The organism is Lujinxingia litoralis (assembly GCF_003260125.1).
GTDB classification, from domain to species: Bacteria; Myxococcota_A; Bradymonadia; order Bradymonadales; family Bradymonadaceae; genus Lujinxingia; species Lujinxingia litoralis.
The window spans coordinates 727,915-753,060 of the sequence record NZ_QHKO01000001.1 but is presented as its reverse complement, the minus strand read 5'-3'; the positions used below and the strand labels follow the sequence as shown (position 1 = coordinate 753,060).

Sequence of the window (25,146 nt, the reverse complement as noted above, 5' to 3'; positions counted from 1 at the left end):
CTCAGCGAAGGAGGTCGCGGAGATCGGCCATGGCCTGACGGACTTCGAAGCGGGAGAGGCCCCGGCGCTGAAGCTGTCTTTCGTCGAGCTCCTGCAGACCTTGATAGTAGCTCAGCGCGCGTTGGCCAAGCCGTGTGCGAGCTGGCGAGTCGGGTTCCATCAGCTCGAGGGCATGAAAGAGCATGTCTTCGGCGCGGTCGTCGTGCTGATGCTCGGCGTAGAAGTCGAAGAGGTCCTGGTAGGCATCGGCCACGGTATGGGCCGAGAGCGCGGAGGCGGCGACCGGGTGGATGAGCAGGCGATGGAGGTAGTGCGCAGCGTAGCGATCTTCGTCCGTCAGGCGCGCCCGAAGCGTGCGATGAAGGGCGTCAAAGGCGACCTGCGCGCTGTGGTGTGCCGCGCGATGCTGCTCCCGTGCGAAAAGGAGGGTGGCGCGCAGGGCAAATAGCCGGCCCAGCGACGCCTGCAGAAGCTCATCAAGCGCCAGTAGATCGTCGCTTTCCAGGGTGCCCACGAGCTCGTGCCGGGTATGGAGCTGGTCGGCCAGCGCGCGGTCGAGAATCTCCAGAGCCAGCCGATCGTCAACGAGCTCGGTGCGCTTGCCGGCGACCTGTTTGTAAGCTCGGGAGAGCGCCTCCAGCGCACGCAGCAGGTGTTCGTTCTTTAAGATCATGGAACTTAAACGTCGGGAACGTGGTGGGGCGGCGTGGATCGGCGGCCTGGTTAACGCTCGCGGGGATCGTAGCCCAGGAGTTGATCAGCGAGTTCGGAGGCACTGAGCTCATCATCTTCCATGAGGTTGAGTGCTTCGGCATCGCTCATGGTGAGTTCCAGCGCGTTGACGACGCGTTGGACGTCTTCCGGGCTGAGTTCTCCTCGGTCGAGTTCCTCGAGCAGGAGGATCAGTTGTTCTCGGGTGATTCGGCGCTTCATCGCAGACTCCCGGGCCAAGAGTAGTGTGAAAGGCAGGAGCCTGAATCCATAACCACCCGGGAGGGCAGGGCCAGCTTAGGGGGCCGTGCTGCGTTGGGCGATGCCCTGGCGCATGCAGTTCATGTAGACGTCGCGATCATGATCAAGGGCGAAATCGCCGGCGTCGTTCATGACCATGGCCTGCTCAAAACAGCCGCGGTGAGAGGTGCCAATGGCGTCTGCGCAGATGGTCTCGTCATGTTGTCCGACACAGCGTCGCTCGAAGTAGTGGGCGAATTCGTGAGCGACTTTCGGATCATAGGGCGGTGTTTCAAAAAAGTTCACGTAAGACCAGGCGATGACACCGCCGAGAATGATCAATCCGAGCGCGAGTACGATGAGTTTGGAGCTTTGCATGGCTTCTCTTGCCTTCGGGGAGGAGGGCGCGCAGGCGCCGGAAAACTCCTCGACATCTAGGCAAAACTGACGTTATCAACAAGCCGGTTGTTCAAGGGCCCCCGGCCTTGACCCACCGGTGAGATCGCACGACGCGTTGCGTCAACAGAAGTCATTGAAACTTCGGTGTAGAGGTGTCATACTCCGCGCAGTTCATGGCAATTTGCTTGCGCGAGTTCTTACCGAGCTTTCGGAGCCCCGGCGTGACGTCGAGGTCTGGCAGCAGGGGGAGGGTTCTAAGGGGGCTGTTGGTATGAACACCAGAGCGGCTTTTAATTTCAGGTGATGGCATGTTACGCGTTCACCGGCCGCTCAAAATCCACGTCGTCGACGCGTAGTACCCCCGCCGGGGGCGTCGTTCGGATTTCCCTCTACGGCATGGTGCGTAGAGGGTCAGTTTGGACCGGGGAGGTCCCGGGTTGGCTCGGTCAGGCGACGGGCAGAGCTGACGCAGATCATGTTTCAGGAGTTACGCAATGAAGATTCAAGGTACGGTTAAGTGGTTCAACGCGGACAAGGGTTACGGCTTCCTTACGCAGCCTGATGGCGAAGATGTCTTCTGCCACTTCAGCGCGATTCAGTCCTCGGGCTTCAAGACGCTTCGCGAAGATCAGCGCGTTGAGTTTGAAGTCGAGCAGGGCCCGAAAGGCCTTCAGGCGGTCAACGTTGTGCCGCTCGACTAAGGTCGTTACGACTTAGTATCAGAGACCCCGGCGTCGTGAGACGTCGGGGTTTTTTGTGTTTTGCACGATGGGAGGGGGAGAGAGGCAGGAAGATCTGTGGAGTCCAGATGGACGGGGACGTGCTCAGCGGGGTGTCGATGCTAGAGAAATGGATGACGAAGAGGTGGCGAGGGGCTGTGCTGGGAGTTGTGCTGGCGATGCAAGGTTGTGCACCGCGGCCGCTTGCGGACCCCGATGATCGGGTGCAAGTACATGTCGTCGAGGTGATCGGCGGACCGGGCGGGAGGGTTCAGCAGGCGGATTGGGATTGGGCGGCACAGTCTCGTCACGTGCGCTGCGGGCTCGACGATATCGTTCATGATGATCTCAGCGATCGCGTGCTCGAAGGAGGCGACCCCGGATCCTGGGAGGCTCCGGTTACCGACCGGGACGGGCGTTGTGGAGATGATTACGAAAGCGCGCTTTTCCGCTTGGCGAATTGCGAACGCACTCGCCGGTCGCTGGCGCCCCTGGAATGCGATCTTCGGTTGGTGAGCCTGGGGCGTCGTCACAGCCGCGATATGCGTGAGCGCCGTTATTTTTCGCATCTGAGCCCGGAAGGAGCCACTCCTTTTGACCGCCTGGAGTCCACGGGAGTGGCATTTAGCTCGGCGGCGGAAAACCTTGCACTGGCTCCGACCGTCGCTCATGCCCACCGGGGTTGGATGGATTCCCCCGGGCACCGCGAGAATCTACTCAGCGAGACGTCGTCTTACAGCGGTGTGGGAGTCGTCGCTGGCGAGCAGGGATTTTATTTTACGGCGCTGTTTATGACGCCTCCCCGGTAGAATTGCGGCCGCGGCAAAGGGGCCGACCGGGCGTGTGCCGGCGGACGGAGCATTCATCTACGTAGCTCGCTGTGTGTTTTTTGGAGAGATGTTAATTTACATAATAGATATTATCACCTGGGGTGAGCGGGATAAAAAAAACCGCAGAGCCGAAACTCTGCGGTTGAATGACCGATGCTACTTAAGCCGGATCAGTCAAGCGGGATGACGTTCACAGCCTGCAGGCCTTTGGGGCCTTGCTCGACTTCGAACTCCACCTGCTGGTCTTCACGCAGGGTCTTGAATCCCGAGGTCTGAATGGCGCTGAAGTGACAGAACACATCTTCACCATTGGGCTGGCTGATGAAACCAAAGCCCTTTTGTTCGCTGAACCACTTCACTGAACCGACGAGACGCTGTGCCATGTTGCTTTCTCCTGTGGTGGAAACCCTTGAAATGGTAAGGTCGCCACCTGTCGCGCCACCCCTGGTAACGCGTGCCCATCTGAAAATGTGGGCTGTGGGTATGAATCGAGCGACGGTAAGCCGAGGACGTCGGTAAACACCGACGACACATCCCTCCAGGGGAGGGACGAAGCGACCTAAAACAGTGGCCGCTTCGTGGTCGTGCGCACCGCCGCGCCCATCCATAGTCGAAGAGTGACCCTGTGGCAAGGCGGGTCCGGGGTGTGGAGTGCGGTGTCACGGGCGGCTTAGCGCCAGGTTCTCGAAGAAGCGCAGGTAATCCGGACACATCTCGCGCTCTTCATCGTTAAAGGTAGACTCGGGCCCGCTGCAGTCAATGCGACTTCGGGGGGAGTCGCACAGGGCCATCGGGTCGGCGGGGCGCTCCATGAACTGGCGAGCGCGGTTGTTGGCGGTGGAGAGCTCGCGCAGCTTGCCTTCGGGATCGACGACGGCTTCGACCATGACGGTGGAGGGCAGTGCGTTCATGGCATCGGCATCGCCGGCGATGATGACCTGGCCTTCGAGTAGCGCGTGGTAGACGTCTTTCCAGCCCGGCGAGAGTCCCTGGCGGACGCTGTCGCAGGTGGGGGGCTCGGGGTAGCGTTGGTAGCCCTGGTAGTGTTCGCGAATCTCGGCATCGAAGGGTTCCAGATCCATGATGCAGAACGAGAGCTTGGTGCCGCGGGCCAGGGTACAGGAAGGATCGCGTTCGCCGGCGGTGTCGCATTCGGGGGTGGGGCTGAGCAGGGCAATGGTGAGCCAGTCTCGAAAGTGAATGTGTTCATGGCCCGGATGCAGCTCAAAGGCATCGGCGCCCAGGTCGATTTCGTCCTGACTGCCGTCGTTGCGATCGATCTTCTGGACGACCTGAGCCAGGGAGGGGTCGTCTCCGATGCCAAAGCCACGGCCTTCCAGATGCAGCGTGCCCACGCCGACGTTGGCCGTGCTGGCGCCGATTCTCAGGCCGAAGAGCGACGAGCCCGAGGGCATCAGGGCGCATTGCCAGAGGCGGTCGTCGAACTCGCGCACATCGACGATGATGTCGGGCAAGAGCTGATAGTCGCCATCGACCGGCCACAGGCCGAAGCGCTCATTGCGGCAGGGCCCCTCGGCGTACTCCTGGCCGGCGGGGCCGACGATGTCGTAGGGGCAGGTCTCAGTGAAGCCGTCGTGGAAGAAGTAGAAGATACCCGGGCGGTAATCGGGGTGGTCCACGCGTACGCGGTACCATTGCTCGGGGCCCAGGACGGATTCGGGATCGACGAGTTGGGGGCCAACGCCGCCCAGGCCGACGTTGGCGCCGTTGAAGCGCGCCGCGGTGCTGCGGGTGAAGTAGTCCGGCTGATTCCAGCGCAGCTGTCGGGGCCACTCCCAGCTGTAGCCGGTGGATTCTTGCGGTGGCCAGCGGTTGATGCGTAATTCGGCGCCGGGGATCGGATCGTTGCTCAGCGCGTCTTCGACGCTGCCCCGGGTGCAGCCGGGGGCCAGAAGTAAGCCCAGGGTGCCGATGAGCAGCACGATGGGCAGGCCTAACGGTGGCGTATTGAATCGTGTGGACACGTCTCCCCCCTTTGGAGCGCGGCGTCACAGAGCGGCGCTTGTCTGTAGCATGGTCGAAGTGTGAGTTTCTGGACGGCGACGCCATAGAGCGTAAACATGAGGCCGTCCTCGGCCAGTCTTCGGCCGGGGGCGCTGAGAGGCCCCCGGATTCCCGTACGCTGGAGCACTTATGGCAGGCACCCGTCCTTTCGTTATTGGTACTTTATTGAGCGGCGCACTGCTCAGTGTCGGGGGGTGTGTGGCCGGGGAGTCCGGCCCGGGGCCCAACAGCGAGCGGGGGCACCTCTTTGTCGATTTGGACGCCCCGGTTGCCGCCGGCTGGGAGTCCTCGGTGTTGATTATGGGGCCGAGCAATGGCGAGGAGATCTGCCGGGAGAGCATCGGTTGCTACGGGGATCATCACGCGCTGAGCGCCCATGAGGTGAGGGTCACCGGGGAGGAGGGCGCGATCGAGGTTGTGGCCTTTCGGGAGGTGGAGTTGATGGGGGTCCCGGGAGCGGAGGTGGTCCTGCGGGCTCTTGTGCCGGGGCAGGCGCGTGTGGAGCTGAGCTTTGATATTGAGGGGATGGAGCCGCCGGTGGAGGAATCCGAGGAGCCGGGGGGGGCGCCCCCGGAGCACTTCGTAGATGCGTTTGAGGTGGAGGTTCGAGAGCTGGCGCGTGTGGAGCTGCGCCGGACTTCGGGGGGAGTCGACCCCCAGGGGCGCTACGGGCGGTGTCCGGTACAGGGGGCCGGAGCGTATGTTTTTGACGATCCCACCGAGGTTGCCATCTTCATCGAGCAGCGAAAGCTCGATGGCGATGGCGAGCTTTTGCGCGGTTCGGGGGCTTTTGCGTTTGAGGTGGACCCGGAGGATGCGCTGGCGGTGTTTGATGGCGAGGAGAGCCTGCATCAGGTGCGCCTGGAGCCAGCCCGGGCCGGGCGCGTGAGCCTGGTGGATGATCAGGGGGAGGCGCAGCTTACCTTCCTGCTCAGTCGCCCCTCCGAGGTCGATGGGGCGCAGCCGCGTATGGTCGAGATCACCGCCGAGGGGCAGCGCGGGCTGGTGGTCAATCGCATGGTTCAGGGGCGCTACTATGAGCTGCAGCTCGGTCCCACGGTTGGTGGCGCCCCCCTGTGTGGAGGGGATGCGGTGGTCCAGAAGCAGGTGATGACACCGGTGACCTGTGAGCTGGTCAACGGTCCGACTTCCCACTCCGAGCAACTTGTCCGGGCACTCAACCCCGGTGAGTGCTGGGTGCGATTTGTGGCCGCCGAGGCCAACGGGGGGCGCGGAATCAGCGTCGATTTTCAGTTGGACGTTGACCCCGGAAGCCCCACCCATCCCGGACGCTGAGAGGCCTGCCCGGGGTCAGTCGGGTTTGCGCTCGAAGAGCAGCGCGTCGCTCATGGGAGAATCTCCGGCGAGCATCGCGTCGTACTCCGAGGCGCCGTCGAGGTGCTTGCGCAAAAAGGCCAGGCTGTACGCGTTGATGATCTCGAAGGCCTCCTCATAGGCCATATTGTCTTCGCCGCAGCCGTCGTTTTGAAACTCGGGGACGGCCGGTGCCAGCAGCTCGCAGAGGTTGGAGAAGGTGAAGTGGCCGGCGTTGGCGATGTCGATGCGCACGTGGTCCTGGCCGGCCATTCCCTCCCAGAGCGGGTCGCCTTCGTCTGGGTTGGGGAGCGTCAGGTCCTGGCCGGCGGTCCACACCAGGGTGGGGATGGTGATGTTGGCGATTCCGGGGAGAAAGACCTCGGAGCCGGCCGGAGTCATCGGCAGCGAGGCCTGAAAGCGTGCATCGAGAAACCCTTCTCCGAAGATCGCCGCGTTGTCCGCTTCAAAGATCTCGCAAATTCGCTGGCTGATGGTCCCGGCAGTGCAGCCGGCGGTGACGGCCGCCAGGTCGATGGATGCGCCGGTGGTGGCCAGGGTGGTGAAGCCACCCAGGCTGTGGCCGCTGATGGCGATCTTATCCCGGGAGGTTTTGCCATGCAGCGGGTGATCGGCCGGGAGCTGCTCCACCCAGTCGAGCACCGCGCTCATGTCCTGGGGGCGGTACACGGTGGACTCCAGGCGGACGGCGCCGCCGGTGTCCGAGAAGGTGTTCCCCTTGTGATCGGGGGCAATGACCACGAAGCCGTGGCTCGCCAGATACTCGGCGAAGAAGTAGCTCTGGATGCTGAAGCTGCCGTTGCCGTGGGAGAAGATCATCAGGGGAGCGGGGTCGCTATCGCGAATCGCCACGGAGGCATCCTGAAGCACGTCCGGGGCGTTGAGGACGTTGAGGTAGCGGGCGGCGCGTCCTTCGGTGTCGAAGGTGGGGTGCCAGATCGAGATGGTGATCTCGCGGGGGGCTTCCTGCGGGCCGCGGGGCGTGTAGATCAGCGATTCAAAGGCGTATCCCACGCTGTAGTGGCCGTGCTCGGTGAGGAGCCAGGGCTGCTCGGGGAGCGTGTCGTAAGGATCGGGGGCCGGGGTGTCGGAGAGGTGGCCGGCGTCGGGCTGGTCTGCGCTCTGATCTTCGCCGCAGGCCAGGGCGCCGCAGGTCAACACGCCCAGGAGCAGGATTCGCAGCGGCGTATCATCGTGATGAAGAAACATAAACGTATTCTCAGGCGTTGAGCAGCGTGTTGACCAGTGCGATGTAGGCCTCTTTGGCCTCATCATGAGACATGCCCTGTTTTTCGGCCCAGGCGTCGTACTTGGCGCGTTCGCGAAGTTTGAGACGTGAGGGCTGTTTGCCGCTGACGTCACCGGCGGTCGCCTGTTTAAAGAGCGCGTAGAGCGCGAGGAGGGTGGCGTTGTCGGGCGCGCTGCCCAGGGTCTGAACGCGGCGCGTGGCGGATTCGAAGTCGTTTTGGAGGCTCATTATGGCTCGACCTTTTCTGAGGGTTGGGGTAGGGAGCTTCTAAACTATCAGAGCTGTGAGGCGCAGCAAGCTGCGCTTTGATCAACCTCGGTCGGTACAGGTGGATTTGTGTCCTCCTCCCCGACGCGTATGTGGAGTGAATGATGTTGCAACGTCTGCAAGCGAGTCTCTCGGCGACCACCGCGCTTCGAGAGCGCCTGGGGGGGCATGCGCGCACGATCACGCCCACGCTGCGCCACGGCTGGTTGCCACGCAAAGCGCCGCGGGCAGATTTCTGGCGCACGCAGATCACCAACGAAGAGGGGCGCTCCATTGCGCTCTCCGGGATGTTCGCCGACGTGGCGGGCGCCACCGATCTGGTGGTGGTCTTGCACGGGCTGGGGGGCGCGGTGGACCGGGGCTATTGTGTGGAGGCGGCGCGGGCCGCACACCGGGTCGGGGTTCCCTGCCTGCGTCTGGCGATGCGCGGGGCCGATGGTCTCGGCGAAGATTTTCATCACGCCGGACTCACCGCCGATCTGGGGGAAGTGCTGGCGCAGCCTTTCTTTGAGCGTTTTGAGCGTGTGGCGCTCCTGGGGTATTCAATGGGAGGCCACGTCTGTTTGAAGGCCGCCGCCGAGGGCGTCTCCAGCAAGATCTGTGCGGTCGCCGCGGTCTGTCCGCCGCTGGATCTGGGGGCTGCGCAGCGCTGCATTGATGCGCCGGGTAACCTCGTGTACCGCCGCCACCTGCTGGCGGCGCTCAACGAGATCTACGCCGGGCTGGCGGCGCGCGGGAAGGTGCCCACGCCGGTGGAGCGGGTGCGCCAGGCGACGTCACTGCGAGAATGGGACCAGCTTACGGTGGTGCCCCGGTTTGGGTTTCGCGATGTCGATGACTACTACGAGTCGCAGTCGGTGGGCGGGCGTTTAACCCAGCTCAAGGTGCCGGCGTTGGTGGTGGCTAGCCCGGGCGATCCGATGATTCCGGCGCAATCCCTGCGTGGTCCGCTGGTTGCCGCCGCCGATCAGGTGGAGGCCCGCTGGGTTGGCGGCGGCGGTCACGTCTTCTTTGCGCCCGGTGTCGACCTGGGGTTTGAGGCCGAGCCCGGGGTCGAGGCACAGGTGCTGGCCTTTCTCCTGGGTGGGGGGAAGGGCGGGGCGTGATGTGACGGTGTGCCCGCCAGTGCGTGAGGCCTTAGAAAGCGCCGAAAAAAAAGCGTTCTCCGATACGGAGAACGCTTTTTTATGACACGAGGGCTTGCGCAGACTTAGAGCTGAGGTACCGAGCGCAGGAAGTTCTCGTTGTTCTTGGAGTCATGCAGGCGCTTGATCATCCACTGCATGCCTTCGACCGGGCTCTGGTCCATGAGGCGGCGGCGCAGCAAGGGGACCTGCTTTTTCTCGGTGTCATCAAGCATCATCTCTTCGCGGCGGGTGCCGCTGTTGGCGATGTCGATGGCCGGGAAGACGCGTCGCAGCACGAGCTCTTCGTCGAGTACGAGCTCCATGTTGCCGGTGCCTTTGAACTCCTGAAAGATCACCTCATCCATACGGCTGCCGGTCTCAATGAGCGCGGTGCCCACGATCGTGAGGCTCCCGCCGCCTTCCAGGTTGCGGGCGGCGCCAAAGAGCTGCCGGGGGATATCGAGCGCCCCGGCGGAAACGCCTCCGCTGAGCGTGCGACCGCCGGAGCCGGTGTGGGTCACGTTGTACGCCCGGGCTAGACGAGTGATCGAGTCGAGGAGGAGGACCACATCCTTGCCGTCGTGCACTTTTTCCAGGGCGTCGGTAAAGGCTTTTTCCGCGACCTTGATGTGATTCTTGGCGGCTCGGTCGGAGGTGGAGGCGTAGACCTCAAAAGGCATCTTTCGCCGGAAGTCGGTGGCCTCCTCGGGGCGCTCGTCGACCAGCAGGGCGATCTGCTCGATGTCGGGGTAATTGGCGTGGATCGCCTTCCCGATGGCTTTGAGAATGGTGGTCTTGCCGGCCTTGGGCGGGCTGGTGATCAGGCAACGTTGCCCCCGGGCGATCGGGGTAAACATATCCATGATCCGACCGATGTATTCATAGCGGTCGGTTTCCAGCCGGAGACGATCGGTGGGCTGAACCGGAGTGTAGTCGGCCAGCTTGTTGATCAGCGTGGGGAGGTCGGCTTTGGGCTTAGAGCTGCGGCGGTTGCCGCTGCGGCGGCGGCCGCGGCTGCGATTTCTACTCATGACAGCTTCGGAAGGGTAGATTAAAGGAAGGGTCGAAAGAGCGCGTGGGCCCGGCGAGGTAAGGACTGCGGGGCTCAACACGAGCGGGAGCACCCGGCGCGGGCGTACGAAGTCACGACTCCATAGTCAAGAGATAAGCACATGGCGCTCAAAAATGAAAACGAAAATTCACACGCCGGACTGCATCCGGCGCTGGTAGCGATTACCTGGGAGGCCGGGCACCGCTGGACCGCGGCACTCTGGGAGGATCGCGGATCGGACCTTAAAGGCGCGTTGCAAGGCCTGGTGGAGGCTCGCCTGCTGGCGGCACTCAGTGTGCCGCCGGCTCAGTATCTGGAGGAGCGTCAGGCCGCGGCGCCCCTCTCTTTTGATGTGGCGCTCTATACAGCGGTGGGGAGTGCGGGCCAGGCAGCGCTGCGGGAGCTGGGGTTTGCGCCGGTGGACGAGGCGTTTGATCGCGCGGCCCTCGAGAGGCTCAGTGTGTTTCGCAACGAGGCCCGTCGGGTGGGGGCCCTGGTGCCGGAGGATCCGCTGGAGCTCTGGCGCTTAGAGATCTCACGGCCGGAACCCACACTGAAGCGGGTGATTGAAGAGGCCTGCACCGCGGCGGCGACGCGTCAGGCGGGGAAGGTCTTTGGTGAGCAGCCGGGCTGGCCGAGCAAGGTGCTGGTCGACCAGATCGGCGCGCGTATCTCCCTGCAGGTCACTCCGGATGTGGCCGGGCTGGAGCGGCTGGCCGCGCTGCTGATCGACGCATCTCCCGGGACGCTGGGCTGGGTGGAGCCGGTGGCCTTTCAGGCGCTCTGCGATCTGCTGGCGGTCGTGCTCCAGGCGGCCGGGAAAGGGCCGGTGGAGTGGGCAACGAGCCCGGTGGATGCGATCAGCGGGCTGGCTCCCCCGCCGATGGTTCGGGTGCGCCGGCGCGGGAGCTGGCGAGCGCTGTGGCTGGGGCGAGATCTGATGCGCGGGCTCTTGCTCCCGTGGAGCCGGCAGGCGCCCGGCGATGCGCTCAAGGCGATGCTGGCCGATTACCTGCGTTGAGCGGGGCGGGGAGGGGGGGGCTCGATTGTCGGAGGGGGGAGCCGGGATTAGGTTTGAGTTGGGCCCGGTGCCAGGCTGTGGCTCAGGCGAAGGATCACAACTGGGGGGAGAGTATGAACGCGAACCGGGAGGCGTCGGGCCCTGATCTGCCTGTGTACAGGCGTTGGGGGCGTCGGGTGCTGGCGTTGTGGGTGGCGCTGTGTACCGTGAGTTATGCGGGGGGCGTGTGCGCCGCGTCGCCGGAACGCGCCGAGGTGGTGGTGCTCACCGGCGCCGAGGCGGTGGGAAACCGCGATGATACGGGCTCGCCGATGGCCTACCGGGGGATGGGGTATCCGCTGCAGTTGCGTTGGGGGCGCACGGCCAGGCGCTGGTCACGGCAGATCGCGCTGGCCGGGTTTTCGCAGGGCATCAACGGCGGGCGGCTCCACTCGGCGATGGATGACGGGCAGGGGCACTGGGCCCGCTCCAGTTTTGTGGACGCCTCGTTTCAGTGGCGCTTTGTGCTGCTGGATCAGTCCTCCCGGCGGTTGGAGCTGGGACCCCGGTTGAGCCATTGGACGATGTACCGTTCCTACCAGTATGACCCCTCCCAGATCGGCAGCGTGGAGGTCTGGGATGCCGTGATCACGCTCGATGCCAGCGCGGCCTTGCGCCAGCGCTTTGGAGGCTGGGGGGAGCTGCGCCTGGGGCTGACTCTGCCGGTGGGGGGGTATGTGATGCGTCCGAGCTATGCGGTGCGTGGCGATGAACGGGTGCGTCTGGTGATGGAGCGTTGGCGCGCGGTGACCGACGGCCGTTTTGCCAGCTGGGGTACCCTGCAGATGGTGCAGGCGCAGGCCGAGATGTGGATCCATCTTGGCAAGCGTCTGGGGCTGGTAACGGCCTACCGCGGTGGGGCGATGAGCTATGAGCTTCCGCTGAACACCCGCACCTACGCGCATCGCGTTAGCCTGGGGCTGGGTTTCTTCTACGATTGAGCGTGCGTGTGTCGGGCGCACGTCAGGACCACATCTTCCGGGGGGATGATGAACACGTATCGAGAAGGAGCCGGGCTCAAGAGCGCTGTGTTGATCGCGTTGCTGGGGTGGTGTCTGGGGGGATGTGGTGCTTTTCTGGGGCCGGACCCCCAGAACACGCCGGAGTCCAACTTCGAGATCTTCTGGCAGTCCTTTGACCGACACTATGCCCACTTTCCACACAAAAACATCGACTGGGATGGGATCTATCAGACGTATCGGCCCAAGGTCAGCGCGGAGACCACGGACTACGAACTTCTCCAGATCTTTGGCGACATGATCCGCACGCTGGAGGACGGCCATGTCTACATCTCCGCCGGAGAGTTGGGGCGGGTGCAGAGCGATCTTCATCTGCGCGGCAGTCGGCGAAACTACAACAGTGAAGTGATCAGCCGACGCTATATTCTGGGGACCGAGAAGCAGGCCGGTCAGGGCAACTTTCGATACGGCTGGGCCAGTCACACCATCGGTTACGTGCACCTGCGGACGTTAAGCGGCGCCGCAGGGATTGGCGACGATGTGGAGGGCTGGGTCGAGGACCTTGATGTGGTGCTGGAGTACTTTAAAAACGCCGAGGGCCTGATCTTTGACCTGCGCAACAACAGCGGCGGACGAGCGTTTAATACCACGTACATCGCCAGCCGATTTGCCACCGACACACGGGACTTTGTGGTCACGCGTACCCGGGACGGGGCAGGTCATAGTGACTTTTCATCTCCGACGGTGTGGTCGGTGTCGCCGGCCGGGCCCCGGCAATTCACCCGACCGGTGGTGGTGCTGACCAATCGCTACAGCTTTAGTGCGGCGGAGTGGCTGACGCTGGCCCTTCGCCAGTACGATCACGTCACCCATATCGGGACCAACAGCGGTGGGGGGCTGGCGATGTTTTTGCCGCGGGAGCTTCCCAACGGCTGGCACTACACGATTTCGGTGCAGGAGACGCGCTCCATTGACGGCTCCTTTTATGAGCGCGTGGGCGTGCCGCCGGATATCCATGTGGAGAACACCGATGAGGATGACGTCGCCGGGCGGGACGCCATTCTGGAGTACGCGCTGGGGCACCTCAAAAAACGCGCGGCGGAGCGCTGAGAGGCGTTTAGAGGGCGATCAGTTGGGGCTGCGTACCGAGATACCCAGGCCCAGCGCCCAGCCGGCGGCGCTGTTTCGGGAGTAGGGCGTGAAGTAGCCGTCGGCTTCCAGGGCGATGCGCTCGTTGAGGGGGAAGAAGACCGAGGGGCCCAGTGTGATGTAGCTCTTGCTGAGCTGATCGTCGTTGAAGGGCAGCACCGCCGAGGAGGTCAGCGCCAGGGTGGCGCGATCAAAGAGGTTGTATCCGACCTGCGCCAGGTAGACGAAGCCATCGGAGTAGTCGCCGGAGGTGCTATCGCCCGGGGTCCACGAGCTGCGATGCTGGTAGCCGACATCGCCATAGAAGTAGATGCCCAGCTCGTGCAGCCCGCCACCGGCGGAGAGCCAGAGCGTCAGGTCGACTTGCTGGTCCCCGCGCGCCGGAGTGAAGCCGTCGGCCGGGCGGCCGTAGAGGGGGAGCTTGGTCTCCAGGCGCACCGAGGTGGGGAGTGCCAGGTTCAAGGGTGAGGCCTGCACCGCGAGGGTCATGTCGCCGGGCCCCAGATCGGTGTAGGCCTGCTGCCCAAAGCGGTTTCTGGCGAACATCATCGGCACGTAGGCCTGTAAGTGCAGGGCGTCCAGCAGGCCAACCTCGGCGTACATGTAGGTGGTGGCGCTGAAATAGTCGACGCCGGTCACCAGAAAGCCCTCCGGCGTGCGGAAGGCATTGGCCTGGTAGAAGGACTCGCCGAGTTTGACGTAGTACTCGCCGCTGTCGCGGGTCCAGGGGCCGGCAAAAGCGGCGGGAGAGATAAGAAGCGCCGCGCAAAAAAGTAGCGCGGCGCTAAGACGGTGCAACGTGGTCATGAGGCCAGTGCTCAACGAAGTCGAGCCCCGTAGGGCTCGCCGTGTTCATCAGGGACAGATCACAAGGTCGAGGAGTTCATCGCCGCGACCGTACTGCTCGTCTTCCGGGTAGCCGGTGCCCTCAAGGATGTCAACGAGCTGCCCGCGCACGTCGTCGAGGGTTTCGTTGCGGCGATCGTCCGCCGTGGGGCTGTCCTGCACACAGACGAACTTAGCGGTGCCGCAGGCGCTATAGGTTTCGCAGAAGTCGTTGCGGCCGGCGCTCTCCTTGAGGACGTCATCGCCGAAGTAGGCCTGGCCACTGATCAGGGTCAGGCGCACATCTTCGGCATGACTCTCCACGGCGGCACGATAGGGATCGCTTCCCTGGCGGCCAAAGACCACGATGTCGGCGGCGTAGCCCGGGGCGAGCTGTCCCACGCTATGCTCCAGGCCCACGGCGATGGCGCCGTCCCAGGTGGCCATCTCCCAGATGCGTTGCGCACTGAGGGCGTCGATTTCCTGCTGGCGGCCGTAGCGCCAGGCGAAGCGCATTTCCCCCAACATGTCGAATTCGCCGGAGACGGTCCAGTCGGGGCCCAGAGCGGTGATGATGCCCAGGTCGAGGATGCTCTCAATGTCGGCAGTCACACCGTAGAGGGTGACGTTGCTGGAGGGCGACCACACGATCTTGGAGTCGGTCATGTAGACCTCTTCGAGCTGCGGGGCGGTCAGCGCGATCGAGTGAATCAACATCGCGGTGCCGTTGTGGAGCAGCGAGGTGCCGGCGTGGCGGTTGTTGCGGGTGTCGCGGCCGGCGAAGGAGTCGAATTCCAACTCGATGTTGTTGCCGCTGATGCCTTCGGCCATGTGCACGGCCAGGCGGGTTTTGGGCTCATCAGGGTTGTCGAAGCTCTCAATGTAGCTCTGGGCCTGGGCATCGTTGATATCCCGTGGTGAGCCGATGGAGGTGCGCATGTGGTTGTAGCCCAGCCCGTGATAGTGATCGGCGTTTCGTACCCCCCAGTCGACGCAGCGTTGCTGGAAAGACTGACCCATGACCGTGGTGGTGCCGTGGAGCACCGAGCGCAGTTCGCCCCATTTGGCTGCCGGACAGTAGTGGGTGCCGGTGGAGCGGCGATTGGCGTAAGGCGCGACGTGGGCTTCGTAGTCCGGATCTTCAGCCCACTGGTAGCGGTTGCCAAAGAAGCCCGCATCGCTGGGAATCCAGGGCATCAAGAAGTTGTAGGGCAGGTGGTTATGCGCGTCGACGAGCCCCGGAGAGATGATGCCGTGGGTGTTGATGACGGTGACGCTGGCGGCGCCGGGTTCCCCAGAACAGTCTTCGGCCACGCAGGTGATGGCGGCGCCTTCGATCAGGACTTCGCCATCTTCGATCGGACCGTCGAGGGTGAGCACCGTGCCGCGCAGCAAGAAACCACCGGCGCCGGCCCGTTCGACGGTAGCCGGTGGGGCGGGGCGAGTGGCTTCGGGGTCAGTGTCGGTATCCGGATCGGCGTCGGCATCGGGTTCTGTATCAGGCCCGGTGTCGGCATCGGGGCCCAAGTCAGGGATATCAGTGTCGGGTTGGAGCAAGGGCGGATCGGCCGACGTGCAACCCGAGGCCAGAGACAGAGCGAGCAGCGCAACCAGAGAGGGGGAGAGCAAAGTACGCATGAAAACTCCGTTGAAAGTCGTCGGCAGTGTATCGACTTCCCTCGCCAGGTGAAACGATCTTCGCCGGCAGTCGGGATTTCCGCCGGAAAAAGGCAGCGTGGTTGAGGATCGCGAGACCTCATGGCATGTTGAGGCACGGCGATTCAGGTCGTGGGTCGACCGGTCCCAACGCATGAGTTAAGGCGGAGCGATGGCCACAGTACACAGGCAGCGTGGGCGCATTCGACAGTCGAGCGGTGGCATGGCGAGTAAAGTGTTCGCCGGGCGTTATGCCTACATCAAGCCGCTGGGTCGGGGCGCCGGTGGATCGGTGTACCTGGCCGAAGATCTGCGGCACGAACGCCGGGAGGTGGCGCTTAAGGTGCTCTCGGCCGATGCCTGTGAGAGTGTGCAGGGCAAGATGCTGCGGCGAGAGTTTGAGATCCTCTCTAAGCTCTCTCATCCCAACCTGGTGCGAGTTTATGACTACGGCTTGTTGCCCGATGGCGGGGTGTACCTGGCCGAGGAGTACATCGACGGGTTTAGTCTGCAGGATGCCCGGGCGTTGTTGGAGCCGGCGGCGCTGATCGATTTGACGCTGCAGCTTTTGCAGGGGCTAAGCTACCTGCATGCGATGGGGATGATTCACCGTGATATCAAGCCGGCCAACGTGATGTTGCTCTGGCTGGATGACGCCTCGGCGTTGCCGATGGCCAAGCTGGTGGACTTCGGGCTCTCCAGCATGGATCCCAAGCGGGACACGCTGCGAGGCGGGACCCGCTCGTACATGGCCCCCGAGGTGATCCGGGGAGAAAAGGGGGAGCAGCGCTCCGACCTCTACAGCCTCGGGGTGACGCTCTACTACGCGCTCTGCGGGGTGCTGCCCTTTGGGCCGCGGAGCAAAGATGATCCGCCGCCGACCGAAGAAGATTTTCGGCCACCGGAGCCTCACCGCCTCAACGCGGAGGTGCCGCTGGAGTTGAGTCGTTTTACGATGGCGCTTTTACGCCAGCTTCCGGACGTCGAGTATGCCGATGCCGGCGAAGCGCTGCAGGCGCTGGCCGAAGATACCGGGGTGATCGAGCAGTGGTCGGCCGGGCGCATGGCAAACTCGCTTGATGTGGCCGCGGCCCCAGTGATTCGGGGTTACTTCGAGCGCGGCATTCTCGCCCGTCGTCTGGATGAGGATGATCTCCTCCTGGAATGGCTCTCGACCAATGAGACCAGTTCCATGGGGCAGCTCTACCTGATTCGTGGCGAGGAGGGGGCGGGGAAGACCCGACTTCTTAACGATGTCCAGGCATCCTCTAAGCTCCAGGGCCATGTGGTGCTGGAGAGCGTCTGCCGCCCGGGGATGAAGCCCTATGAGCTTCTCGTGGATCTGGTGGCACAGGTCGTGGAGCTTGTGGCGAGCCAGGATCAACTGGCGCTGGAGTCGTATCGCCCCGCGCTTCGCGCGCGTCAGTTGATGAGTGTGCTGGGGATTGAGACGGCGGGCGAGCATGTGCAGCCCTTTGTGGAACAGGCCTGGATGCGTCAGGCGCTGGAAGAGGCGGTGGCGGTGCTCAGGCCCCGTCAGCTGGTGTTTTATATCGATGAGCTCCATCTGGCGGATGAGCGTTCGTTGGAGGTGATTGAGGACTGGTTTCGGGTGGTCAAGGCGCGCAACCGTCCCGACATCGTGGCGGCCTTAAGTGATGGAGAGGTCTGCTCGCGCCTGCAGAAAGGCCAGGGCGTGCAGCTGCTGCCGATCGAGGGGGTCGGGCGGGATGATGTTGCGGATTATTTTGGTGAGCAGCTCGCACTCTCGGGACTCTCCGATACCTGGGTCGACGATGTAAGTCGTGCGGCCCGCGGGCGACCGGCGTATGTCGAGGAGCTCTGCCGTTATCTGATCGACGCCGGGCTCTTGAGGCGGCGGAGTGCGTCGACCTGGGCGGCGCGCCTCGATGAGGTGGAGGCTCGCGGGGTGCCCTCCTCGCTGCGCGAGTCGTTGCGGCGGCGCGTGACGTCGGTGGGGGCCTCCGGGCGCGAATGTCTGGAGTTGCTCGCGTTGATGGAGCGTCCCTTGCTCTGGGAGAGTGCGCGCCAGCTCTTGATCGCCGGGGGAGCCGGAGCTGCGGAGGCGGAGCGCACGTTGCAGACGGTGTTGTGGCGCAATCTCATCGAGATCGATCTTCGGACGGGTGGGCGCTACGTGCGTTTGATACACGACGAGCTGGCCGAGGCGGTCTCCGATATGCTCAGCCCGGAGTGGCGGAGGGCGTTGCATCGGCGGATCGGTCAGCAGCTTATGAAGGACTGGCGTCGCGGTCTGGCCCGGGCGGGAGAGGCTGCTCACCACCTGTCTGCCGGGGGCAACGTCGCGCTGGCGGGGCATTATTTTTTGATGGCCGGCGATGAGGAGCGCGCCGACGGGGAGTTTCTGCAGGCCGGCGACCTCTATGAGTGTGCCCGGGGGGCCCTGGCGGAGGGGCCCGAGAGTGCGCTGGTGGCGCTGCATCTGGCGGAGCTCTCCATGGCCCGTTTTGATGCCCGGGAGGCGCAGGCCTGGTTGGCGCGCGCGGAGGCTCAGGGGCTGAACTCGGAGAGCGGTTGGTTGCACTGGCGGGTGCTCTTTCGAGGGGCCGAGTTGATGTACTATGCCGGCGAGAACGAGGCCGCGGAGCGACGTCGGGCGCAGATCGACGAGATGGGGATCGCGCAACGCGGGGCGGTCGACCTGCTGGAGCTCGATGCACGTCTTCTCTACGGGCGGGGGAAGCTGGAGCTGGCGAAGAGTATGCTCCAGCAGTGCGTGGAGCGCGCCGAGGTGCTGGTCTCGGGACATCGCCTGGCCAGCGCCCTGGCGAGCCTGGCGCATGTTCAGGTGTTGACCGGGCAGGCGGCGCTGGGACTAAAGACGTATCAACAGGCCATTGAACAGGCCGATCGCCTTGGGGAACGCGGGCTGCGTGGCGAGGTGCTCACGTGTTACGGCGCGGATCTTCGGCGCATTGGTAGCCCGGTAGAGTCCCGTGATGCGTTGCTGGAGGCGCTGGAGCATCTGGTGAGTTCGGAGCGGTCTTGGGCGACCATCGAAGTGCTTTTTCAGCTGGCCTGGACGCTGTCGACCCTGGGCAATCGCTCCGATGCGCGCCGGCGGGCCTCCGAAGCCTATTGCCTGGCGCAACGCCTGGGGCATCGGCCCTGTGAGGAGAAGATCGCGCTCTTTTTGGGGGGCCTGGTGTTACGTGGGCGCGCGGAGCGCGTGTTGGGCGCGGAGCAGCTCAATCGGGTGGCGCTGGCGTTCGACGGCCGAGACGATTATAGGGTCGAGCGCGCCGAGTTGTTGATGGCGACCGGCGACCTGATGATCGAATTGCAATGCTCCGAGTACGGCGCGCGTTTGTTGCAGCGCGGCCGTGAACAGGCCTTCCGAATGGGCGCGCACGGGCTCTTGCCCAAACTCTGAGCGCGCGGATCCGCGGTTGAGGCGCTGGGGAAGCGCGTACCTATCCAACGTAGAAGTGAAGACGATGAACGAGTCGAAGTTTAAGCGCCTGCATGTGGGCGACCTGCGCGTGGACTTTCAGGCTGACGGCAGCGAGTTGCTTGCGCAGGCGGCCAAGAAGCTGGGGGTATCTCCGGAGGCCATCGCCGAGGTGGAAGTTCTCAAGCAGAGCCTCGATGCCCGGGGGCGTCCCCGTTACGTCTACAACGTGGAGGTGGCGCTGGCCGAAGGGAAGGCGCTGAAGCGATTGCCGGCGGGGATCAAAGAAGCGCCGGCCCCGGGGAGTCTGGCGCCCCGGCGTTTCCAGCCTCGTAAAAAGGAGCGGGTCATCGTCATCGGTGCCGGTCCGGCCGGGCTCTTTTGCGCGCATCGTCTGGCCGACAGCGGCGTGGACACGATTCTGCTCGATCGGGGGCAGCCCGTGGAGGTGCGCGGCCGCGATGTCTCCAAGTTGATGCACCGCGGGGAACTCAAAGAAGACAGCAATATCTGCTTTGGGGAAGGGGGCGCCGGAACCTGGTCGGACGGCAAACTCTATACCCGGGTCAATGACGTGCGGGTGCGGCATGTGCTGGAGACGATCGTGGCACTCGGTGGTCCCGAGGAGATCCTGATCAAGGGTAAGCCGCACCTGGGCACCGACCGTCTGGTGGCGCTGTGCAAGTCCTTCCGCGCGCATCTTCTTGAGGAGGGCTGCCAGGTGCGCTTTGGAGCCTTCGTGCGCGAGCTTATCGTCCGGGACGAAGGCGGTGAGCGGGTGGTCAAGGGGGTGGTGCTGCGCGATGGCGAGCGGATAGAGGCCGATCGGGTGGTGCTGGCAGTGGGGCACTCGGCGCGCGAGATGTACCGTCATCTGGCCGAGCAGAAGGTTTCCATGGCGCCCAAGCCCTTTGCGGTGGGTTTTCGGGTGGAGCATCGTCAGGAGCTGATCAATCAGATTCAGTATGGAAAATACGCCGATCATCCCGATCTGCCCGCGGCCGATTACCGTCTGGCTGAAAACCTGGGGAAGGGAGAGCAGCGTCGTGGGATCTACAGCTTCTGCATGTGCCCGGGCGGTCAGGTGGTGCCTTCGCACACGTTGCCCGACGGGATCTGCGTCAATGGCATGAGTCATGCTAGCCGTAAGGGGCACTGGGCGAACTCGGCGCTGGTGGTCAGCGTGCGTCCGGAAGATTTCGGCGCGTTTGGGCCGGTGCCCGAGCTCGATGACTACGACGGGCTTCTGGCCGGGATGGCCTTCCAGCATGAGGCCGAGCGGCGAGCCTATCAGCTTGGCGGAGGCGGGTTTGTGGCTCCGGCGCAGCGTGTGAGTGATTTTAAGGCCGGGCAGGCCAGCACGACGGTGCGTAAGACGACCTACAAAACCGGTATTGCCGCTGCGGATCTGGCGGGGTGCTATCCGGACTTTGTGATCGAGTCGTTGCGTGTGGCGCTCGATGGTTTTGAGCGACGGATGCGTGGCTTTGTGAACGAGGACGCGTTGCTGATTGGCGTGGAGACCCGGACCAGCGCGCCGGTGCAGATTGATCGCGATCCGGTCACCTATCAATCCAGCTCGGTGGCGCGGCTTTACCCCTGTGGTGAAGGCAGCGGGTACGGCGGTGGGATTGTCAGCGCAGCCATCGATGGACTGCGAGTGGCTGAGACCATCCTGGAGACACTCAGCGTCTGATCGGTGCCGAGGCCGGAGAACTTGCGGGCGCGCCGCGAAACTGCAAGGTTGAGAGGGACCATGGCGGCAAAGCGCGCGGCGCGGCAGACCTTTTCGGCAGGTATATATGACGCATCAGCCTGGTAACGTTCATACGGTCTGGGTGGTGGAGCCCCGGGCTCCGATGCTCCAGGAGATCGTCGGGCTGCTCCACGGACTACCGATCACGGTGCGTACCTACGCCGATGCGCGAAAGGCCGTGTTGCACGCGCGCCGCGCGGCTCCGGACCTGGTGGTGCTGGGACTGGAAGGGGGCGTGATTCCCACAGATGAGTTGCTGGTGCTCGCGCGGCAGCATCGCGGGACGGCGTTGATTCCGGTGATCGTGGTCTATGAGGCAGACGCCGATGAGGCTCTTCTGGATCGCGTGATGGCATTGGGCGCCACCGATGCCCTGCCTCGGGAGCGTCTGGCCCAGGAGATGGTTCGGCGAGTGCGCTGGCGGCTGAGCCAGCTGCCGCACAAGGAGGTCGGTAGCTTGCAGGGGGCTCGCTCCTTTGAGTTTTTGGAACGCATCATTCACGCCAGCCCCCATGCCATCGTGGCCGCTCACCGCAGCGGTGAGGTCGTGCTTTTTAATCGGGCCGCCCAGCGGGTGTTGGGTTGGAGCGAGCAGGACGCGATGCGGCTGAACGTGCGCCAGCTTTATCCACCTCAGGGGGCAGAGCGCATTATGCGCATGCTACGTAGCCCTCGCTACGGTGGGCGAGGGCGCATGGAATCGGTGCGTGAGCAGGTGATCAGCCGCGATGGCGAGGCTATCCCCGTGGAGATCTCGGCGGCATTGGTCACCGAGGGGCGTCGGGAGGTGGCGACGGTGGGGATTTTTACCGATCTTCGCCAGCGCCTGGAGATGGAAGAACGCCTCCAGCAGGCCTTTGAAACCTTGGAGCGTACTCGCCGCCAGGCGGTGATTGCCGAACTCGCCGGAGCCGCGGCTCACGAGCTTAACCAGCCGCTGACAAGCCTGATGGGGTACACCGAGTTTTTGCAACGCCATGCACACGCCGATGACAGGACCGCGCGCGCCCTGGAGACCATTCACCAGGACGCCCGCCGCATCAGCGATGTCGTGCGAAAAATTGGGCGGATTACGAATTATAAGACCAAAGCCTATGCCGGTGGGGAGATGATTGTGGATCTGGATGAAGCGGTAAGCCCGGAGTCCGGCTCAGCAACGCGTCCGCGCTTGAGCCCGGGGCCCGAAACAGGAGAGGGCGCATGAGTGAGAGCGTGACGGCGACGATCGATTTAGCCCGGGTGCTCGATGAGCTGCGGGAGCCGGTGGCGGTCTGTGAGGGGAGCGGGCAGCTGATTTACATCAATCGGCTGGCGCGAGCGTTTCTCGGGGTGGCGCGCAACGCGGAGCTGCCACGCCTGAATTTGACGCAGCGGGAGACCTTTTCACAGATGCGCTTTCAGCCCGCCGGGGCCGATGGTTGCGAAGAGTACTTTTTGGGGGGCGTGACCCTGAGCGGGTGCGAGCGCGACGCGGTGTCGGTGAGCCTGGCACCGATGGGCGATGGGAATTACCGGGTCCTCTTTGAACCGGAAGCCGATGAGCGCCTGGGACCGATCCTCGATCAGATCGACGCGTTGGTCGCGGTCTGCGACGGGCGGCGTCAGGTGCGTCTGGCCAACGCGGCGCTCAGCCGCGTTCTGGGGTTGGCGCCGGGCGAAGACCCGAGTTGCGACCTCCTGGATGTGTTCAGCGCCGATGATCGCCCGCGCCTGCGCGTGGCGGCGTCCCGGGCGCTTGCCGGGGGCACGCCGGAGCCGGTCTCCACTCGCCTGGCGAGCTCGGAGATGCCGGTAGGTGGCGAGCAGGTGCAGGTGCGCATCCGTCCGATCGCGTCGGTCGATGGCAGTGATGCGCGTCCGATGCGCGGACTGGTGGTGGTGGTTCAGCCCGGCCAGTCTTCGATCGATGAACTCAAGCGGCGTTTTGCTCGTGCCGAAGAGCTGATGAGCCTGGGGCAACTCGCCGCCGGGGTCGCCCACGAATTGAAGAACCCGCTGACGAGCATCCTTAACTACGCCGACTACCTTCTGCGTAAGTACCGGGGGCAGCTCTTTGACCCGCGCGACGGGGAGCGGCTGCAACATATCATTGAGGGCGTCGAGCGTATCGATCGCTTTGTGCGCGATCTGCTCAATCTGGCCGGTGCCGAGGGCATCTCGCTGGAGGAGGTGGACCTGCATCACTGCCTGCGCTCAGCCGTACGGCTCTGCGATGTTCTCCTGGAGACGTATCAGGTGGAGACGGTGATGGGCTTTACCGACGACGCAGTCCGGGTGCTCGGGCATGTGGGGGGCCTGCAGCAGATCTTTGTGAACCTCATCACCAACGCCGCTCGGGCGATGGAGGGGCCCGGCGGGCGGATTGAACTTCGTACCCGGCTCGTCGGTGGTGAGGTGGTGGTGGACGTCATCGACAACGCCTGTGGCATCTCGGAGTCGGAGTTGGAGCGGATCTTTGAGCCATTCTTTACAACGTCGACCGACGGCAGTGGCTCCGGGCTGGGGCTCTCGCTGGTGGGGCGCATTGTGGAGCAACATGGCGGCTCGGTCCGGGTGGATTCCGAGCCGGGGCAGGGGACACACTTCAGGGTGCATCTTCCCGTGCTACCCATAGACTGAATACCTGGTGGGTCGCAGGGTGCGGGGCGGCTAGAAAGTCAGTGGTGTTGGTAACGTTGGCGCGCATCTCGACCCAGCCCTCGGATTGGTCGAGTTCCTCAAAGCTGCGCCCGCCCAGGCGTACTCGTGGCCCCTGGCCGATGAGGACGTCTCCCAGGTGCCAGGTGATCGCGTAACGCCCCCGGGCGTCGCGACGGGGCAGGCGAAGCTCAAGCTCTCCCGATGAGATGCGCTCAACCTCCAGGGGATGGTTCGGGATGGGATCGACGGCCGAATAGAAGCGGCGCACCATCTGCTCGGCGCAGACCGGACAGAAGGTTTCTCCGCTGTCGTTCATCATGCAGGTGTAGCTGGGGCGCACGAGAAACTCGCAGTTGTAGGTTCTTTCATAGGCGCCCACCGGATAGGTGAAGCTGGCATTGGGCGGGGTGGGGAGCGGGGTGTCCTCGGAGAGCCAGTGCTCCCAGCTCAGCGCCTCCTCGGGATTCAATTCATCGATGTTCACGGGCAGCGGGATGTGGGGTTCGTTGAAGAAGCAGGGATCGCCCGGCTGCATGTACTCGTCGCCGAGCATGCCCAGGGTATGCCCGAGCTCGTGGACGACGGTGTCCGGGAAACTCTGGCGAGCATCGTAGGTGGTGACCAGAGCGGCATACACGCCGGCAAACCCGGAGAACTTTCGGGTGTTGGAAAGAAGTACCACCTCGTCGTACTGCGCCAGGGCGGCGGCCTCATACATGCGTCCCACCTGCAGCGGGAGCGCGATGCGGTCGGAGACCTCACCGATGTCGAGGTTGAAGAGATCGGCGACCGCGGGGATCACAAAGGTGGTCTCAAAGATGGTGTCGCGCATGCGTTGCTCGCACCCCGAAGCGTTTCTCAGGCAATCGTAGCCGGCGCCGGATTCGCCGCTCGGAGTCCAGACCAGGTGAATGTTGAAGAGGTCACGGTGCTCTCGGAAGGGAGAGGTGGCCAGGATGCGTTCGGCCACCGCCTGAGCGTCACCCTCAAACTCGGCGCGCTCCGCGGCGGTGTAGCCGTCGCCCAGGATCACAATGTCGAGGCTATCGTCGGCCGGGCCATGTTCCACCAGCGTGTCGACCTGCCCCTGCACCGAGTTGGGTTCGGCCTGGGAAAGTAAGGTGTCGATGTCGAAGCGGCCCAGCTCCACCCAGGAGCCGTCGGGTTGAGCGAGCTCCAACACATAGTCGCGTCCGCCCTCCAGGCCCACGGGGACTCGGACCGCAAACTGGGTGAGCGGCCGGTACTGCTGGCGAACCAGCGCATAAACCTGGTTGGCGCTCAGGTTCACCGCGGCCTGCTGCTCCAGCAGGAGGTTGAGAAACTCCAGGAGCTGAAAGAGGCTGTTGACCCGCTGGCGCCACAGGGTCTCGCCGTGCGCATCTTCGACCCGGGCGCGCGTGATCCAGTGGGAGTCCAGGTCGTGGTCATCAGCGTCGGCAAAGAGCGGCGTATTGACCACGCGGGCCAGTTCGACCTTCGGGGGCACCTGGGAGTTCTGGCTGAGCACGGCATCAAAGATCACCAGGCGAGCCTCGCGACTCTCCACGGGGCCCGGGAGGGTCTGGCCGTCGTCGAGATCGGGCGAGGCGGAACCGGCCTCGGGCGCGGCGAAGCGAAACCGGATCGTGGACCCGTCATCCAGGTCCGAGACGCAGGCCGCCAGCATCAGGGAGAAGAGCGCCAGGGAGAGCAACCGGAGAGAGACACGCATG

Annotated in this window: 22 protein-coding genes; 11 read left to right on the top strand and 11 right to left on the bottom strand. The window is 64.0% G+C overall.

All coding sequences use genetic code 11. The features are described 5' to 3' along the window. Window position 1 precedes the first annotated feature (1 nt). The 3 genes from DL240_RS03140 to DL240_RS03130 form a co-directional block, all read right to left on the bottom strand. Window positions 2-673: a DUF6483 family protein gene (locus DL240_RS03140; protein ID WP_111728392.1), complete on the bottom strand. Its 672-nt coding sequence runs from the start codon at window positions 671-673 to the stop codon at window positions 2-4. A 50-nt stretch (window positions 674-723) separates the two neighbouring features. Continuing rightward, complete coding sequence (locus DL240_RS03135; RefSeq protein ID WP_111728391.1) at window positions 724-933, bottom strand: hypothetical protein; 210 nt, start codon at window positions 931-933, stop codon at window positions 724-726. Window positions 934-1,008: 75 nt separating this feature from the next. Next, window positions 1,009-1,329, bottom strand: a complete 321-nt coding sequence (locus tag DL240_RS03130) for a hypothetical protein (protein ID WP_111728390.1) — start codon at window positions 1,327-1,329, stop codon at window positions 1,009-1,011. A gap of 515 nt (window positions 1,330-1,844) precedes the next feature. Between DL240_RS03130 and DL240_RS03125 the strand changes: the two genes are divergently transcribed. Both DL240_RS03125 and DL240_RS03120 read left to right on the top strand, forming a co-directional pair. Continuing rightward, window positions 1,845-2,051: a cold-shock protein gene (locus DL240_RS03125; protein ID WP_111728389.1), complete on the top strand. Its 207-nt coding sequence runs from the start codon at window positions 1,845-1,847 to the stop codon at window positions 2,049-2,051. 242 nt (window positions 2,052-2,293) lie between these two features. Then, window positions 2,294-2,878 (top strand): CAP domain-containing protein, encoded by a 585-nt coding sequence (locus DL240_RS03120; protein WP_158542319.1) that lies wholly within the window; start codon window positions 2,294-2,296, stop codon window positions 2,876-2,878. 191 nt (window positions 2,879-3,069) lie between these two features. On the opposite strand, the gene DL240_RS03115 is transcribed toward DL240_RS03120, so the two are convergent. Together DL240_RS03115 and DL240_RS03110 are read right to left on the bottom strand one after the other, a co-directional pair. After that, complete coding sequence (locus DL240_RS03115) at window positions 3,070-3,282, bottom strand: cold-shock protein (RefSeq protein WP_111728387.1); 213 nt, start codon at window positions 3,280-3,282, stop codon at window positions 3,070-3,072. Between the two features lie 276 nt (window positions 3,283-3,558). Further along, on the bottom strand, window positions 3,559-4,884 hold the full coding sequence (locus tag DL240_RS03110; RefSeq protein ID WP_146618067.1) for a lysyl oxidase family protein: 1,326 nt from the start codon (window positions 4,882-4,884) through the stop codon (window positions 3,559-3,561). Window positions 4,885-5,053: 169 nt separating this feature from the next. On the opposite strand from DL240_RS03110, the gene DL240_RS03105 reads away from it, so the two are divergent. Beyond that, a complete protein-coding gene (locus DL240_RS03105; protein WP_146618066.1) occupies window positions 5,054-6,220 on the top strand; it encodes a hypothetical protein in 1,167 nt (388 codons plus the stop codon). A gap of 15 nt (window positions 6,221-6,235) precedes the next feature. On the opposite strand, the gene DL240_RS03100 is transcribed toward DL240_RS03105, so the two are convergent. Continuing rightward, entirely contained in the window at window positions 6,236-7,468 is a 1,233-nt protein-coding gene (locus DL240_RS03100; protein WP_158542318.1) for an alpha/beta hydrolase family protein, read from the bottom strand. A gap of 10 nt (window positions 7,469-7,478) precedes the next feature. After that, window positions 7,479-7,736 carry an acyl-CoA-binding protein gene (locus DL240_RS03095; RefSeq protein WP_111728383.1) on the bottom strand — a complete coding sequence of 86 codons (258 nt, stop codon included), beginning with the start codon at window positions 7,734-7,736 and terminating at the stop codon, window positions 7,479-7,481. Window positions 7,737-7,879: 143 nt separating this feature from the next. On the opposite strand from DL240_RS03095, the gene DL240_RS03090 reads away from it, so the two are divergent. After that, window positions 7,880-8,881, top strand: a complete 1,002-nt coding sequence (locus tag DL240_RS03090; RefSeq protein WP_158542317.1) for an alpha/beta fold hydrolase — start codon at window positions 7,880-7,882, stop codon at window positions 8,879-8,881. Between the two features lie 104 nt (window positions 8,882-8,985). Here the strand turns inward: DL240_RS03090 and rho are convergent, their stop codons facing one another. Beyond that, window positions 8,986-9,933, bottom strand: a complete 948-nt coding sequence (gene rho / locus DL240_RS03085) for a transcription termination factor Rho (RefSeq protein WP_111728381.1) — start codon at window positions 9,931-9,933, stop codon at window positions 8,986-8,988. Between the two features lie 141 nt (window positions 9,934-10,074). Between rho and DL240_RS03080 the strand changes: the two genes are divergently transcribed. The 3 genes from DL240_RS03080 (at window position 10,075) to DL240_RS03070 (ending at window position 13,082) form a co-directional block, all read left to right on the top strand. Continuing rightward, window positions 10,075-10,974, top strand: coding sequence for a hypothetical protein (locus DL240_RS03080; RefSeq protein WP_111728380.1), 900 nt, complete (start codon window positions 10,075-10,077; stop codon window positions 10,972-10,974). Between the two features lie 113 nt (window positions 10,975-11,087). Next, window positions 11,088-11,954: a hypothetical protein gene (locus DL240_RS03075; protein ID WP_146618065.1), complete on the top strand. Its 867-nt coding sequence runs from the start codon at window positions 11,088-11,090 to the stop codon at window positions 11,952-11,954. Between the two features lie 48 nt (window positions 11,955-12,002). After that, window positions 12,003-13,082 carry a S41 family peptidase gene (locus DL240_RS03070; protein ID WP_158542316.1) on the top strand — a complete coding sequence of 360 codons (1,080 nt, stop codon included), beginning with the start codon at window positions 12,003-12,005 and terminating at the stop codon, window positions 13,080-13,082. A gap of 18 nt (window positions 13,083-13,100) precedes the next feature. Here DL240_RS03070 and DL240_RS03065 read toward each other — a convergent pair whose 3' ends face one another. Both DL240_RS03065 and DL240_RS03060 read right to left on the bottom strand, forming a co-directional pair. Next, the gene (locus DL240_RS03065; protein WP_111728377.1) at window positions 13,101-13,928 is read right to left on the bottom strand and encodes a hypothetical protein; all 828 of its coding nucleotides are present in this window, start codon (window positions 13,926-13,928) and stop codon (window positions 13,101-13,103) included. 48 nt (window positions 13,929-13,976) lie between these two features. Further along, window positions 13,977-15,584 (bottom strand): amidohydrolase family protein, encoded by a 1,608-nt coding sequence (locus DL240_RS03060; RefSeq protein WP_158542315.1) that lies wholly within the window; start codon window positions 15,582-15,584, stop codon window positions 13,977-13,979. A gap of 241 nt (window positions 15,585-15,825) precedes the next feature. Between DL240_RS03060 and DL240_RS03055 the strand changes: the two genes are divergently transcribed. The 4 genes from DL240_RS03055 (at window position 15,826) to DL240_RS03040 (ending at window position 23,410) form a co-directional block, all read left to right on the top strand. Next, a complete protein-coding gene (locus DL240_RS03055; RefSeq protein ID WP_158542314.1) occupies window positions 15,826-19,017 on the top strand; it encodes a serine/threonine-protein kinase in 3,192 nt (1,063 codons plus the stop codon). Between the two features lie 64 nt (window positions 19,018-19,081). Continuing rightward, window positions 19,082-20,731 carry an NAD(P)/FAD-dependent oxidoreductase gene (locus tag DL240_RS03050; protein ID WP_111728374.1) on the top strand — a complete coding sequence of 550 codons (1,650 nt, stop codon included), beginning with the start codon at window positions 19,082-19,084 and terminating at the stop codon, window positions 20,729-20,731. Between the two features lie 106 nt (window positions 20,732-20,837). Beyond that, entirely contained in the window at window positions 20,838-21,995 is a 1,158-nt protein-coding gene (locus tag DL240_RS03045) for a hybrid sensor histidine kinase/response regulator (protein ID WP_111728373.1), read from the top strand. Continuing rightward, on the top strand, window positions 21,992-23,410 hold the full coding sequence (locus DL240_RS03040) for a sensor histidine kinase (RefSeq protein ID WP_111728372.1): 1,419 nt from the start codon (window positions 21,992-21,994) through the stop codon (window positions 23,408-23,410). Before DL240_RS03045 ends, DL240_RS03040 begins: the two co-directional genes overlap by 4 nt. On the opposite strand, the gene DL240_RS03035 is transcribed toward DL240_RS03040, so the two are convergent. Then, window positions 23,376-25,145 (bottom strand): M64 family metallopeptidase, encoded by a 1,770-nt coding sequence (locus DL240_RS03035; RefSeq protein WP_111728371.1) that lies wholly within the window; start codon window positions 25,143-25,145, stop codon window positions 23,376-23,378. The two genes, DL240_RS03040 and DL240_RS03035, sit on opposite strands and share 35 nt — an antisense overlap. Window position 25,146: the final 1 nt, after the last annotated feature.